The organism is Neobacillus sp. KR4-4, assembly GCF_042136325.1.
GTDB lineage: Bacteria > Bacillota > Bacilli > Bacillales > Cytobacillaceae > Neobacillus.
Genome location: NZ_JBHHJU010000012.1, coordinates 149578 through 163402 on the forward strand (window position 1 = coordinate 149578; position 13825 = coordinate 163402).

The window sequence follows — 13825 nt, forward strand, 5'->3', positions numbered from 1 at the left end:
ACCGTAACCATAGGAGTCATTTGATGCTCATTGATCCAAAAATATCCCACCCAGGGGAATCAATAAAGGACTATATGCTCACCAATAAGTAAATCAAAAAAAGACCGAGCAATTTGCCCGGTCTTCTATCATTCATAAACCAATTACATAGCACTTTCCCCATTATCGTAATTAAATTGCCATTCAATACCAAACTTATCTTTTAGGGAACCATAGCATTTGCTCCAGAAGGTTTCTTGAAGCTCCATGACTACCGTACCGCCTTCTTTCAGTTGGTTAAAATATGACCTAATCTTATCCAAATCTTTATTAACAATAGCTAGGCTTATGTTATTACCTGCTACAAACGGCATCCCAGGGAAAACATCAGAAAACATAACGTTACTTCCATCAATATTAAGCCTTGTATGCATGACCAAACCTTTTGCTTCTTCTGGAAGCGGATAATCTGGGTTCTGCGGCGTTTCCCCAAACGTCATAATTTGCGGCTTTTCTAAGCCAAATACCTCCGCGTAAAATTCTGCTGCCTCACGACAGTTCCCATTAAAATTAAGATAAACATCCACTGACATGTGTGATAACCCCTTTTTTATAAAATATAAACATTGGTAATTGTACCATTTACTGGATTAATTTCAAATTTCCAATTAGTCCAAACTCATAACCTGACCCAGATAAATAATTCAGTTTCCGAGCGAATACACTTTACAATCATCCGATTTTGAATTTACAGAAAGAAGGTAACTTGTGATGAAATTCAAAATACATCGTTGTAATTGTCGGAAATTATGGTCCATTCAAACGCGAAAAACAAAGTTTACAGCCATTTCCGTACTCGTCGATGGAAGGTGGGGCACAGAATTGAAACCCCAACGGAAATATAACCCCAAAGGATTTGTGACAACAAATGCAAAACAAGATATTATTGTTAATCCAACAGTAGAAGAAGTAGGGAAATTTGAAAAAGTGGCAAAACTGATTTATGACAAAAAGAATGTTAATTTTAACGTTCATCAAGGCGAATCATTATTCTTTGCCGAAGACGGCACCTGTTATCTACTAAAAAGATTATAACTATTAAACATTTAATAATTAAAATGCTTCTGAACTAATTCTTCAATTTCGTCACTATTTTTATAAACGAAAATCCCCCGCATCAAAAAATACGGGGGCCTTAGATCGTTATCTAGGCGTGATTGGTTTCACGCTAATAGCAGGGGAGGTAGTCGAAATAATACATCCTTCTAAATGATTGGAATTTAACAAGCCTAAATTTAGAGCTGCCTTAATTTTTACCTCATCGGGCTTTTTCACTACCTGGATCAGTTCGTTCATCTGTAACTCTTCTAATCTTTTAATGGTTTCAACTTCATCATATTTTTCAGTCTTACGAATTTGCCGTTGGAGTTTATAGCCACTAATGGTAATTTCACCTTTATGATCCGTACCCACTAGATTATTAAAATATTTTTGAAAAGCATCCTTTAATGTATTCATTTCCATTTCTATTTCTTTTTTCTGCTTATTCAACTCGTAATACTTCACCAACATTTCACCCGTAATCAAATTCCCCATTTGTGCCCTCCTCTTGTTGCGAACGTATATTCTTATTTTATGATTTACCTCTTCAAAAAAGAACCTGAAAAATGGGGGTGAAGCAAAAAACATTTGCTTTCTTGTTTAGTTAATGGCAAGCTATATAAAGAGTAAAAACTTCATTGGAAAGATTGAATAGGTGATTAACATGATTGAGGTAAAGACATCCAAACTTAGTGATGGGGAATTAAATAGAGGAGTATTTGCAACTCGTGATATCGCAAAAGGGGAGCTGATTCATGAAGCACCCGTTATTCCTTATCCAAATGAGGAGCATGTACATATTGAGAAAACGCTGCTTGCTGATTATGCGTTTGAATATGGAATCAACCACACCGCACTTCTCTTAGGGTATGGAATGCTATTTAACCATTCATATGAGCCGAATGCTACATATGAAATTAATTTTCCAAATCACACGTTTGACTTTTATGCATACAAAGATATCAAAGCAGGGGATGAAATCCTAATCAACTATAATGGTGAAGAAGACAATAATGACCCGCTTTGGTTCAATAAAGATGAATCGGAAAATGGAGAAAAGGACAGATTATAGCAGCGGCGCTGCTTCATCTGTCCTTTTTCTTTGTTATAGAGTCAATTAGTGCAAATACACGTGAAAGTCCGGGCCACTCCTGAGTCATTAATATTTTAATTATTTGAAATATCTGTTATTATGAAATGGTCCAAAAAAACGAACATTCGCTTCTTAGCATTGTTGCAAAATTGGATGGAACGATGGATATTTATAGTATTGTCTTATAGCTAGGGAAATCCCTTTCGCAATATTTGTGGCCATTGTATAAATAAGATGAAGGTTCGTTGATAGTAGAGAGCATTCTAATGTTGGGTCATTTTCCAACACAACTCCCATAATGCTGCAGTCTCCAATCGGGGGAAGACTTTTTCCTAATCCGGACCCAGGCAGGAGGGACCCATCACGAACCACGATGGAATTTAAGATTCTTTCTGAACCGAGAACACTATCGATGGCAATGACAAAACTATTTTGGGGCAGAGTAATCTGTGAAACCTTAGGGACAAGTGTTTGTCCATCTAGGGGTGACTGCAGATTCCCGACTACTGTTAAGTGTTGTGGATATAGATCATGAAGCAAGGTACCAACAAATGGACCAAGACTGTCACCATTTATTACATTTGAACCTATTCCAATCACGAAAATATGATCTGTTCCTTCTGGAATAATCGAATGTAAGCTGTCACGAATAAATAATGGCGCTAACTTATGATTAAATGGAATAATTTTTTCAAACAGATCGAGCCTAACATTCATAGCGTTCATCTTTATTTCCCCCAAGACCCAAAATTCGAAGTAGTAAACTAGCAAATTTCGTAGTTGTTTGATCATGTTTAAATATTCTGCATTTATTGAAATTATCCTTCTATATTAAATTAAAAACCTGGAGGAATTTACGGATGATTATTCAAAAAGCAACGATGAATGAATTGGGACCGTTAACTGAATTATTTGATTTATATCGGGTCTTTTATGAGCAAAAGTCTGATTTTGAGGGTGCACAAGAGTTTCTAAAAGCTAGATTAATGAACGAAGAATCTATTGTTTTTTTGGCGGTTGAAGGAAATCATCCTGTTGGTTTTGTTCAGTTGTATCCCACCTTTTCTTCGGTAAGTATGAAGCGCTCATGGGTACTAAATGATTTGTATGTGAAGGAACAATACCGTGGAAAGGGCGCTGGAGAACAATTAATAAATAGGGCGATTCAGTTTGCCAAAGAAACTGGAGCAAAAGGAATTATGCTGGAAACAGGTAAGGAAAATCACAATGCACAAAGGCTCTATGAAAAAATTGGTTTTGAAAAAGAATCAAATTATTTTTATTATTATTCCATTTAAAAAAGGATGCCGGTGGTGGCATCCTTTTCGTGTGCGGTCATTCTATTGGAGAAGGGAAATGGTCTCTTTATCACAAATCACAAAAAGCTGTGCATTTTCAGGGATATTACTATCCAGCTTTTGATTTATTTGAAGGTCACCTCGGTCTGCCACTAGGGTTGCCCCTTTATTCAAAAGGTCTTCAAAGGCATCCCGGTAGGTCTTCCATTCAGGTCGAGTAGGAATTTCATACATGGCTTCTCCATATTGAATGCTCATTAATTCAGAATACATATGTATGACACCGTGGGAAAATAAGGATCTTACTGCGGCGTGTGAGATCATTTCTTGAGTAGGAATAAACTCATCGACATTTACATGCTCAAATAACCGGATGTGTTTTTGATGAATCACCTCGGCAGTGACGTGAATTGATTTATTTAATTCTTTTTCTATGGTAGTGATGGCGGTTGCTATTAATAATGTTTTTCCGTCAATGAGAACAGGATCTGTGGTTGCATAATTATCCTGAGTGATTTGGTCGGCAAAAATAATGACTCCTGTAGCCTTTGGTAAATTTGCATTAAGGAGAGTTTCTTCATCGGTGGCATCACCGCGCACATAATATAGCCGCTTCTCCATCAATGGAGCTTTTTCTAAATTATCAATAATAACAATTTCAATTTTTTTATCAGATTTTAATATTTCTTCAATAGCTAATTTAGACTTCGCACTCCAACCAATCAAGATAATATGATTTTTACCAGTATATTTCATTTTGCCCCCAACTTTCATTTTATCAATTAGATAGATTGAATTGATGACTTTTCCAATAAAAACGCTGACAAGTCCGATTCCTGTGATATACAAGAAGATTGTATATACTTTACCGGCATGGGTAACGGGGGCATAGTCTCCAAATCCTACGGTTGCCAGAGTAGTCAAAACCCAATAAATAGAGGTAATATAGGTTTTAAATGTTTTCGGTTCGATAAGTAAAATTCCTAAGGCTGCCATTAATATGTATAAAAGGACAAATGGGATAAAAATTTTATCCCGAACCTTTATTAAATGATAAAGCATTTTTCTCATTTTCATCCCCATATACATCCAACCCTATCTATATCAAGTAAATATGACTTATATTTCCCTATTTTTGTAGATTAATGAAGTGTTACCAGAAGTTTTGATTATTTAATTCCAAAAAAAAAGGAAAGTGGACGAACCACTTTCTTAAAGAAGGAAAACTTTTATGGGTTAGTACATCATATGTAGCAGCATGTACAGGCATGTAGTAAACCTGTCCATAATAAAAAAAATAATTTTAAAAAAAGGGCCCATTTTTTTAAAATGGACTAACAAATTTTTTGTATAAGCCCAATTGAGTTATTTTTTGGTGAGTTAACTAAGGAAGATACTTCGTAAGATTCCATCAGGCTTTCATCGAATGGGACGAGTAGTTTATTTAAATCATTGGGATTTGACAGGGATGGATCCAACCAGATTTTTTCATCTTCTGGTTTCAATATAACTGGCATCCGATCATGAATATCTTTCATAAGGTCATTTGGTCCGGTTGTAATGACAGAACAAGTATAGAGTGTTTTTCCTTCGGGAGATTTCCAAGCTTCCCAAATTCCCGCCATCGCAAACAAATCATCGGACTTTAGTTTAATCCGCATGGGGGTCTTGCTTTTATCCTCATGCCGTTTCCATTCATAAAAGCTGTCAGCAAGGACTAGACAGCGCTTTTTTTGGAAAGCTTTACGAAAGCTTGGTTTTTCGGCCAAAGTTTCTGCGCGTGCATTGATCATTTTATGGCCAACGGCCGGATCTTTTGCCCAAGGCGGAACTAACCCCCATTTTAAAAATCCCATCCGATTAGACTTCCCATCATTTATGACAGCAAGGACCGCCTGGGAGGGAGCAATATTAAAACTTGGCTCATAATTTTCTTGTTCCATAAAGGCTTGAATATCGAAACGATCGATGATTTCTTCGAACGTTGCTGTTAATGTGAATCGGCCGCACATATTATTTCCACCTCACGATTTGGATAGTTCTATTGTAGCAAACTTAATGGATAAAAATCCTTTCCAAACGAGTAGAAATGAAAAGAAGACCGCTAGTATGGAAAAGCGGTCTTCTTTACTGAAATCAATGGGATCTGCGAGCAAAATCGACAAATCGAAACTTATCGGGACGATGCCTTGATTCGGTGTATTGAAAGAGGGTGGCATCATCTAAATATACGAAGTTTTTAATGACGACAACATTGTGAAAACCCTCTAGGTCCAGTAGGGCTCTGTCTTCTAATGAAGGCTCCTCCACGACAATTTCCTTTTTGGCAAAGCTAATTGTCAAGTTCAATTCATTTTCAATATATTGGTAAATCGAATCAGCACAAATTTCTTCTGTAAGGGAAGGGACGTATTTTTTTGCTAAGAAATCTTTATCCAAGATAATTTTCTCACCGCCCATTTCCCTTGTCCGAAGGACTTTCCACACAAGATCTTTACTGCCGAGTTGAAGCTGTTGTCTAACAAAACCATCCGGCTTGATTAACTCAAGTTCGTTCACAATCGTTTTCGGTTTACTGCCCATTTTATTGGCAAGTTCTTTAAAACTTACCAGTCCTGAAATCGGAAAGTCAAATTTGCTGATGTCGATTACAATCGAACCTTTTCCTCTAACTTTCTGGATATAGCCATTTTGTGAGAGCAAATTTAACGCCTTCCGGATGGTCTCTCTGGATGTCTCGAATTGATCTTTTAATTCGTTTTCAGAGGGGAGAAGCGTTTGGGGCGGGATCTCGCCGCTTTTAATTTGCTCCACAATGATGTTATAGATTGTTAGATACTTGTTCGTCATAAGGACATCTCCGTTCATCTTTTCAGGTAGTACACGATTGACTCATATGGCCTTAATAAGATGTCCTGGCCAAGTGCAGTCGAATCCTCATAATTAGAGAGTAACATCTCACTATTATCTACTTCAAGATGTAAATGAGCAGGGAGGACGAAGGTATGCTCTTTGCCATAAAAATTATTAATGACGAGTACTTGTTCCGTACCACTTGTCCTTAGATAAGCAAATACAGCATCATCCTGATTGGAAATCGGCTGATATTCTCCATCCGTAATCACATCATACTCTTTTCTCATTTTAATCAATTTTTGATAGTGGGAAAAGATAGAGTTAGAATCTTTGAGTGCCTTTTCCGCATTAATTTCTTGATAATTACGAGCCGTTTCAATCCATGGAGTACCACTTGTGAAGCCAGCATGTTTGGTTGCATTCCATTGCACTGGAGTTCTTGAATTGTCACGGGATTTTTGTTTCAAGATTTCAATAATCTCCTGCTCATCCATGCCTTCATTTTTCTTGATATTAAAAATATTTAACGATTCAACATCCCGATATTCATCAATTGAGTTAAAGTTTGGATTGGTCATTCCAAATTCTTCCCCTTGATAAATATACGGAGTACCTTGCAGCAAATGAAGGGCAGTTGCCAGCATTTTCGCGGACTCTTTATGATACTTTTGATCATCACCAAAACGAGAAACAGCCCGTGGCTGGTCATGATTACACCAGAAGAGGGCGTTCCAGCCGCCGCCTTGATTCATTCCCACTTGCCAGTCAGATAAGATTTGTTTTAAGGAATGAAAGTCAAAGTCTGCTTTCGTCCATTTATCACCATTTGGATAGTCGACTTTCAAATGATGGAAGCTAAAGGTCATGTTTAACTCTTCTTGTGTTGGGTTCGTATACTTAATGCAGTTATCGATGGATGTCGACGACATTTCCCCAACCGTCATAATATCGTATTTCGAAAAAACCTGTTCATTCATTTCATGTAAAAATTCATGGATTCTTGGGCCGTCTGTATAGAATTTGCGGCCATCACTGTCATCCTGCGGGAAATTTTGGTCTTTAGAGATTAAGTTGATGACATCAAGACGGAAACCATCGACACCCTTTTTTAACCAAAAGTGCATCATTTCGTATAGGGCAGCACGAACTTTTTCATTTTCCCAGTTAAGGTCTGCTTGGGTAACATCGAATAAATGAAGGTAATATTGGTCGGTGTTCTCGTCATATTCCCATGCCGAACCACCAAATTTTGATTCCCAGTTCGTTGGTGCTTGGCCGTTCTTGCCATCCTTCCAGATATAAAAGTCACGATAAGGGTTATCCTTCGAGCTTCGTGCTTGTTTAAACCATTCATGCTCTGTTGACGTGTGATTGATGACGATATCCATAATGATTTTTAAGCCGCGTTTGTGGGCTTCTGCTAATAAGCAGTCAAAATCCTCCATCGTACCATATTCTTCCTGAATGGAGTAGTAATCGCTGATATCATAGCCATTATCCCGTTGTGGAGATTTATAGATCGGAGTAAGCCAAAGGACTTCCACACCTAGTTGTTTTAGATAATCTAATTTTTCAATGATGCCTTTAATATCGCCGGTCCCATTTCCGGTCGTATCATTAAAGCTTTTCGGATAAATTTGATAAATGACTGCTTTTTTCCACCAGTCTGTTGTCATTTTTCAGCACCTGCCTATAAAGTAATCTAATGAGGAAAAGGAGGGAGGATGTCCCCCTCCAAACTATGTGATTTTGCTGTTATTTTTTTAAAGAAAATTTATTCATGCGTGTTTTAGCAAAGACAACCGTTAGCATGAATGGAACTACAATGGCTACTACCATGGCAATCGCGAACATTGCCATATGCTGCCCCTGAATTGATAAGAATCCAGGAATACCACCGACACCGATAGAGTTCGCCATAACGTGGCTGCCAACGGAGACAACGCCTGCAATCATAGAACCAATCATTGCAGCTAGGAATGGGAAGCCATACTTTAAGTTAATTCCGAACATTGCCGGCTCTGTTACTCCTAAGTAACAAGAGATCGCTGCTGGGATCGAAACTTGTTTTTCTTCTTCATCCTTACGATTAATAAAGATCATCGCCAGAACAGCAGAACCTTGGGCGATATTAGATAGAGCAATCATTGGCCATAGGTTTGTACCGCCAAGCTCACTCATTAATTGTAAGTCAATCGCATTTGTCATATGGTGTAAACCAGTGATAACCAGTGGGGCATAAGCAAATCCGAAGATTGCCGCAAAAATCCAGCCAAATGCTGAAGTTAAGCTAGAATACACCACATGAGAAATTCCTGAACCGATACTCCAGCCAATAGGTCCTAATACGGTATGAGCAATTAACACTGTTGGAATTAAAGATAAGAATGGAACGACAATCATGGAAATGGAATTCGGAACAATTTTACGTAATCTAGTTTCTAAGAATGCTAGTACTAATCCGGCTAAAATCGCTGGGATTACTTGGGCCTGGTAGCCAATCATTTTAATCTTGGCAAAACCGAAATCCCAGAAAGGAATTTCTTTTGCATCTGCCACACCATAAGCATTAAGCAATTGCGGAGATACGAGTGTAATACCAAGGACGATCCCAAGGATTTGCGAACCACCCATTTTTTTCGTAACCGACCAGGTAATGCCGACTGGAAGGAAGTGGAATACCGCTTCACCAATCAACCAGAGGAAGGCATGAACGCCCGCCCAGAACTGAGAAACCTCGGTAATTGATTTTGTTCCACCTTCAAGTAATTTGATATCTCCGATGATGTTTCTAAAGCCAAGGATTAAACCACCTACAACTAAGGCAGGGATTAAAGGTGTGAAGATCTCTGCAAGGTGGGCCATCATGCGTTGCAGCCAATTCATATTTTGTTGTGCGGCTACTTTTGCTTCTTCTTTAGAAGTGCCATCCACACCAGCAATTTTGACAAATTCATTATAAAAGCTAGATACTTCGTTCCCGATGATGACTTGGAATTGTCCAGCTTGAGTAAATGTACCTTTTACAAGTTTAATTGATTCGATTTCCTTAACATCGGCTTTGCTTGGATCGTTTAAAACAAAGCGCATTCTTGTCACACAATGAGTGACCGCAGCAATGTTCTCTTTGCCTCCAATGTGTTTTAATAGATCTTTTGATGGATCTGTGTAGTTCGACATTTGTCTTTCCCCCTGTTTAAATGGGTAAAACCCCATTTTTTATCTTCTATTTTTTATTCACTTAGTATACAGACTGTGGCTACGTTTTCATTTAGCTTCAGCTGCTTGTATATACAAGTTGTGATTACGTTTTCATTTTAACTTGTATATACAAGTGTGTCAATGGTGAATTTATATTTTTTAAATATTACAAAAAACGGTAAAACCAATTAGGAAAATTCAATTTAGAAAAAGGGAATTTCTTGTTTTTTTCTGTGCCTTTCGTCTCACTTTCTCACTTTAAAGCAATAATGATTGATAGAATTTTTAGAAAATGTTAATATAAAGATGTTTAAATTCTTCTGAGTTTAGACCTCCTAATTAGGGACTTGGCATAGACCACCAAGTTCTCATTTAAACCTTTGAATTCATTCAAAGGTTCTTTTTTATGGCTGTTTTCGTAATATTGTTGTTTATGGAACCGATTTAATCATAAAGATCTACAGAAGGAATTATAATTTGGACACACTTGTTTTTGAAATCCCGAATGCTGTCCGAAGACAATCGATGTTCGGACACACTTGCCTTTGAAATCCCTTGAGCTGTCCGAATACGACCGGTGTTCGGACACGCTTGTCTTTGAAATCCCGAATGCTGTCCTATTGGCCACGAATCGAACACAGCAACAAAGTTACGATTAGCGTTTTTTTATAAAAATCAAGATTCCTGGGTACTTTGGTAATATATGAGAGGCACAGGAGGCAAACAGCCATTGGAATTTAATACAATTAGTAAATGGGATGCACAATTATGGAAGAATCAAATCAGCCCTATATACCACCGGGCTTTCGATGGAAAGGGAGCAAAGCCGGAGAAAATCATTCGCAATATGTTTCGCAAACAACTTTGTTCCTTACATATCGGGATCGTGGAGAATCAGGTAGTGGCCATGGCAGTAACAGGTAAACTGGAAGGCACCGATGCTTTAATCATTGATTATCTTGCTGTTGATTCCAATTGGCAGCATCGTGGGATTGGCATGGAAATGATGCGGTATATCCAAAAATGGGCACTGACCAAAGGAAATGCGAGAAGTATAGTGATTGAAGTCGAATCGGAGGAGACACCCGAAACACTAGCCAGAAACCAATTCTGGAAAAAATGCGGCTTCACCATGACAGAATACATACACCATTACATATGGGTCCCCGAATCCTATCGTGCTATGTATTTAATATTGGTGCCTGACACCAATATACCTAAACAAGGTGAGGAACTGTTTAAGTATATTGAAAGGTTCCATAAGGCATCGTATCAAGGGGCATAATCAGGACCTGTAAAATAATTTTTTGTTAAGCAGGGTCTTTTTGTGGGATGTGTTGTAAATAAATACTGAGGTTTTCATCGAATGGGTAATTAATTATGGTGTCATTTGGGATATAAATCATACAAAATCTACTTAAATAAAGAGAGAGGAGGCTGGATTTCTTCAGCCTCCTCACTTACATATAAAGTCCTGCTAAGAAAATTCCCAGTGACTTTTTATAAATGTCATCAAACATGGACAATGGAAGTGGATTGATACCACGACCGAGCTCAATTGTAAAGCCTGTTCGCTGCCAGTCTTGAATAAACCAATCCTTGTAACCAGCGTAACTAGCAATGGTTTTCACCGGTTCATATCCACTGACCCGGCTAAATTCCTTGACGATCACCTCAGACTCAGCAGGCTCAAGATTCTCAAATCCCCAGTAGATAACCTCTCCCTGTGTATGGAAGGCCAGCACTCGTGTAAAATCCCGTTCTTTTGTCAGATTTGCCATCGCAATGGCTTCGGGCTCTAATAATGGTTTTTCGCCCACATAGTCCCGTGGTCCAGGTTCATTTGGGTTACGCGCTTTCTCTAATTCCCATCTAGCCGGGAATTGATCATTAAGGTCAACACCTCTAATATTTGCTTTCCATTCTGTAAAGTCTGTGCTTCCTTTATTAAATTCAATCACTCTTTTTTGCCATTCTTCCTTATCGGGTGGTCCATTTAAAACGAGCTCGACTCCATCTGGATTTACCATAGGGACAATTGATAAAGTACTTTGTTGGTAGAGGGGAGAAGCATTTAGTCCTCGAATAGGTTGATGATTTGTTAAGGATAATAGGTAATCATTTAAAAAAGTCATAATCGCCAATGAAGTAATCCATTCATTAGCATGAAAAGAACCATTATAATGAACCCTTTTTTCACCTGTTCCAATCAGGATCTCAGGAATTTCTTTTCCGAGTACGGTCTTTCCAATGTTTGAAATTTGTAAAAATGGATATATCTCATGTAATTTATTGATATCTTTTTGCAGTTGACTGTAATCATATTTTTGTCCATTTTGAACTAATCTCCAGTTTATCCTGGTTGGAACTTTTATGGTTTGGCCCGGACTTAGGGTTGCTGCCTTTACTTCAGGGTTAATTAACTCCATTGCTTCTAGAGGGAGGTTCATCTTTTGAGCAATGCTCCATAAGGAGTCTCCTCGATGAATCTGATATTCCTTAGCAACAAAACCAGGGATCTGTACCTTCTGGCCAACAGTAAGAATATTGTGATCAATCTTTGGATTGGAATCATTAATGAGTTGTAAATTTACCTGAAACATCTGGCTGAAATGCCATAATGAATCTCCTTGTCTAACAACAATCTCCATTTATGCCCACCTGCTTTAAAAAAATTGTTTAATTATATCTATGCTTTAGGGAATAAAATATTAGTTAGAATTAAAGTGCCCAGGCGATCCATTAATCTAAAAATCTTTCCCTCCATTCAGGCAATGGAAGCATACAGCTCTCTTTTTTTCCGAACCATTTATATCGATTGTTTGCCACAATGTCATAAAGAAAGTCCCTTGAAAAAGGGGGGAGGAACCGGAGGATCGATAATAAGGGCCATGCTTTGCCTAGCTTACTACAAACCCGGAGTGCTGCACTTGATTTGATATGAAATTTGTCATTTTCTAGGAGGACAAAACTCTTTAAATCATTGTTTAAGCCATGCTTTTTTAAAAGTGACTGGCCCGTCTCGCTTTGGAGAGAAGCAAACTTAAATAAGCCAATGGAATCTCTTTTTATTATAAATTGCACACTGTTATTGCAAAGATTACAAACTCCATCAAATAAAATGATCCGTTCCAAAGTTTCACCTCCAATTTTCTTCTTGTATGTTTTCCTTAGTTTAGCATATTTCTTAAACTGGTCGCTCATATAGGTATTTTGATTCTTTTAATATTAAAAATATTCTTGCAAAACGGGAAATCCATCCTATATATTGGAAAAGAGACCAAAATTATTTAGTTTATCTTCATTTGTACAGAGTTAGAAGGGGGCGGAGGTATGGGATTTAATGATGGCTTTGAGATTTTTGATATTATGTTTATCATTCCACGATTTTTATGGTATTATGGAATGTGTTCGACAAATTCATGTTAGTTATCTAGAAATTTATCAATTTATTAAAGGAGGGACCTTGCTTGAAGAATATAATAAAAAGAGCTCCCTACTTACTTTTCCTGCTGGTCATTCCCGCTTTGGCCAAAATATATGAATTATTAAATTCCCGTTCACATAGATCGATCGATATTAGTACTTCAATAGACCATGCGATTCCGTTTTTGTCAGTGTTTATCATTCCTTATGTCATCTGGTATGCATATATCTTTGGTTATCTTGTATACTTTTGTTTTAAGGACACAAAAGTATACCTAAAGACGTTAATATTAATTGTTGTGGGAGAGTTAATTTGTTTTGTTATATATTTCTTTTTCCAAACAACAGTTCCAAGACCAACCATTGTTGGGGATAATTACTTTAATAATATGGTTCAATGGATTTATGACCATGATCGTCCTTTTAATTGTTTCCCAAGTATCCATGTGCTTACTACTTTTACAATCATGCTTGCTTCACTTCATATAAAAGATAAACACGTCATTCACCATTTATGTATTCATATCATTGGTACTTTAATTATCGTTTCAACGTTATTTGTAAAGCAGCATGTCATTTTCGATATGATTGGTTCCATGTTCCTTGTTACATTCCTTTATGGGATTGCTTTCGAATTATTATCATTTAACCAAAAAACAGAAACAGCTTTTGTTAAAGAAAAATAGTTTGTTAACTTAATAAGGTATTAATTCTTTCTAATAAAAAGAGTGTCTCTAGACACTCTCAGATTGTAGACAAAAGGCATTCGATGAGCTTAATCGAATGCCTTTTTATGGTTTTTTTGCTCGTAAGAGCAAAATTTTGACCTTTCCTATACCTATATCTAGGCCATTTCTGGACTTTTCCATGT

The 13825-nt window shown here is 37.4% G+C and carries 15 protein-coding genes; 5 read left to right on the plus strand and 10 right to left on the minus strand.

The window, feature by feature from the left end:
* Positions 1–143: 143 nt before the first annotated feature.
* On the minus strand, positions 144–572 hold the full coding sequence (locus tag ACE198_RS14420) for a VOC family protein (protein WP_251459890.1): 429 nt from the start codon (positions 570–572) through the stop codon (positions 144–146).
* A 178-nt stretch (positions 573–750) separates the two neighbouring features.
* On the opposite strand from ACE198_RS14420, the gene ACE198_RS14425 reads away from it, so the two are divergent.
* Entirely contained in the window at positions 751–1074 is a 324-nt protein-coding gene (locus ACE198_RS14425; RefSeq protein WP_098574619.1) for a hypothetical protein, read from the plus strand.
* A gap of 108 nt (positions 1075–1182) precedes the next feature.
* Here ACE198_RS14425 and ACE198_RS14430 read toward each other — a convergent pair whose 3' ends face one another.
* The gene (locus tag ACE198_RS14430; protein WP_251459888.1) at positions 1183–1575 is read right to left on the minus strand and encodes a hypothetical protein; all 393 of its coding nucleotides are present in this window, start codon (positions 1573–1575) and stop codon (positions 1183–1185) included.
* Positions 1576–1744: 169 nt separating this feature from the next.
* Here ACE198_RS14430 and ACE198_RS14435 point away from each other — a divergent pair, with 169 nt between their 5' ends.
* Entirely contained in the window at positions 1745–2152 is a 408-nt protein-coding gene (locus tag ACE198_RS14435; protein WP_142333007.1) for an SET domain-containing protein, read from the plus strand.
* 153 nt (positions 2153–2305) lie between these two features.
* Here ACE198_RS14435 and yyaC read toward each other — a convergent pair whose 3' ends face one another.
* Positions 2306–2899: a spore protease YyaC gene (gene yyaC / locus ACE198_RS14440; protein WP_251459887.1), complete on the minus strand. Its 594-nt coding sequence runs from the start codon at positions 2897–2899 to the stop codon at positions 2306–2308.
* A 134-nt stretch (positions 2900–3033) separates the two neighbouring features.
* Between yyaC and ACE198_RS14445 the strand changes: the two genes are divergently transcribed.
* The gene (locus tag ACE198_RS14445; RefSeq protein WP_251459885.1) at positions 3034–3471 is read left to right on the plus strand and encodes a GNAT family N-acetyltransferase; all 438 of its coding nucleotides are present in this window, start codon (positions 3034–3036) and stop codon (positions 3469–3471) included.
* A 42-nt stretch (positions 3472–3513) separates the two neighbouring features.
* Here the strand turns inward: ACE198_RS14445 and ACE198_RS14450 are convergent, their stop codons facing one another.
* From ACE198_RS14450 to treP, 5 genes are all read right to left on the minus strand, one after another.
* Entirely contained in the window at positions 3514–4548 is a 1035-nt protein-coding gene (locus ACE198_RS14450; RefSeq protein WP_251459883.1) for an ion channel, read from the minus strand.
* 257 nt (positions 4549–4805) lie between these two features.
* Positions 4806–5483: an SOS response-associated peptidase gene (locus ACE198_RS14455; protein ID WP_375376025.1), complete on the minus strand. Its 678-nt coding sequence runs from the start codon at positions 5481–5483 to the stop codon at positions 4806–4808.
* A gap of 124 nt (positions 5484–5607) precedes the next feature.
* Positions 5608–6321: a trehalose operon repressor gene (gene treR, locus ACE198_RS14460; protein WP_251459879.1), complete on the minus strand. Its 714-nt coding sequence runs from the start codon at positions 6319–6321 to the stop codon at positions 5608–5610.
* 14 nt (positions 6322–6335) lie between these two features.
* Positions 6336–8003, minus strand: coding sequence for an alpha,alpha-phosphotrehalase (gene treC, locus ACE198_RS14465; RefSeq protein ID WP_251459877.1), 1668 nt, complete (start codon positions 8001–8003; stop codon positions 6336–6338).
* 79 nt (positions 8004–8082) lie between these two features.
* Entirely contained in the window at positions 8083–9507 is a 1425-nt protein-coding gene (treP, locus tag ACE198_RS14470; protein ID WP_251459875.1) for a PTS system trehalose-specific EIIBC component, read from the minus strand.
* Between the two features lie 751 nt (positions 9508–10258).
* Between treP and ACE198_RS14475 the strand changes: the two genes are divergently transcribed.
* Positions 10259–10813 carry a GNAT family N-acetyltransferase gene (locus ACE198_RS14475; RefSeq protein WP_375376026.1) on the plus strand — a complete coding sequence of 185 codons (555 nt, stop codon included), beginning with the start codon at positions 10259–10261 and terminating at the stop codon, positions 10811–10813.
* Positions 10814–10988: 175 nt separating this feature from the next.
* Here ACE198_RS14475 and ACE198_RS14480 read toward each other — a convergent pair whose 3' ends face one another.
* Both ACE198_RS14480 and ACE198_RS14485 read right to left on the minus strand, forming a co-directional pair.
* Positions 10989–12179 (minus strand): M14 family metallopeptidase, encoded by a 1191-nt coding sequence (locus tag ACE198_RS14480; RefSeq protein ID WP_375376027.1) that lies wholly within the window; start codon positions 12177–12179, stop codon positions 10989–10991.
* 91 nt (positions 12180–12270) lie between these two features.
* Positions 12271–12663, minus strand: coding sequence for a thiol-disulfide oxidoreductase DCC family protein (locus tag ACE198_RS14485; protein WP_375376028.1), 393 nt, complete (start codon positions 12661–12663; stop codon positions 12271–12273).
* A 335-nt stretch (positions 12664–12998) separates the two neighbouring features.
* Here ACE198_RS14485 and ACE198_RS14490 point away from each other — a divergent pair, with 335 nt between their 5' ends.
* Positions 12999–13640, plus strand: coding sequence for a phosphatase PAP2 family protein (locus ACE198_RS14490; protein ID WP_098574607.1), 642 nt, complete (start codon positions 12999–13001; stop codon positions 13638–13640).
* Positions 13641–13825 lie beyond the last annotated feature (185 nt).

What these genes read in the sequence shown, in the direction of transcription:
- ACE198_RS14420 (WP_251459890.1), bottom strand. Translation starts at nt 572, where the DNA reads ATGTCAGTGGATGTTTATCTTAATTTTAATGGGAACTGTCGTGAGGCA.
- ACE198_RS14425 (WP_098574619.1), top strand. Translation starts at nt 751, where the DNA reads ATGAAATTCAAAATACATCGTTGTAATTGTCGGAAATTATGGTCCATT.
- ACE198_RS14430 (WP_251459888.1), bottom strand. Translation starts at nt 1,575, where the DNA reads ATGGGGAATTTGATTACGGGTGAAATGTTGGTGAAGTATTACGAGTTG.
- ACE198_RS14435 (WP_142333007.1), top strand. Translation starts at nt 1,745, where the DNA reads ATGATTGAGGTAAAGACATCCAAACTTAGTGATGGGGAATTAAATAGA.
- yyaC (WP_251459887.1), bottom strand. Translation starts at nt 2,899, where the DNA reads ATGAACGCTATGAATGTTAGGCTCGATCTGTTTGAAAAAATTATTCCA.
- ACE198_RS14445 (WP_251459885.1), top strand. Translation starts at nt 3,034, where the DNA reads ATGATTATTCAAAAAGCAACGATGAATGAATTGGGACCGTTAACTGAA.
- ACE198_RS14450 (WP_251459883.1), bottom strand. Translation starts at nt 4,548, where the DNA reads ATGAAAATGAGAAAAATGCTTTATCATTTAATAAAGGTTCGGGATAAA.
- ACE198_RS14455 (WP_375376025.1), bottom strand. Translation starts at nt 5,483, where the DNA reads ATGTGCGGCCGATTCACATTAACAGCAACGTTCGAAGAAATCATCGAT.
- treR (WP_251459879.1), bottom strand. Translation starts at nt 6,321, where the DNA reads ATGACGAACAAGTATCTAACAATCTATAACATCATTGTGGAGCAAATT.
- treC (WP_251459877.1), bottom strand. Translation starts at nt 8,003, where the DNA reads ATGACAACAGACTGGTGGAAAAAAGCAGTCATTTATCAAATTTATCCG.
- treP (WP_251459875.1), bottom strand. Translation starts at nt 9,507, where the DNA reads ATGTCGAACTACACAGATCCATCAAAAGATCTATTAAAACACATTGGA.
- ACE198_RS14480 (WP_375376027.1), bottom strand. Translation starts at nt 12,179, where the DNA reads ATGGAGATTGTTGTTAGACAAGGAGATTCATTATGGCATTTCAGCCAG.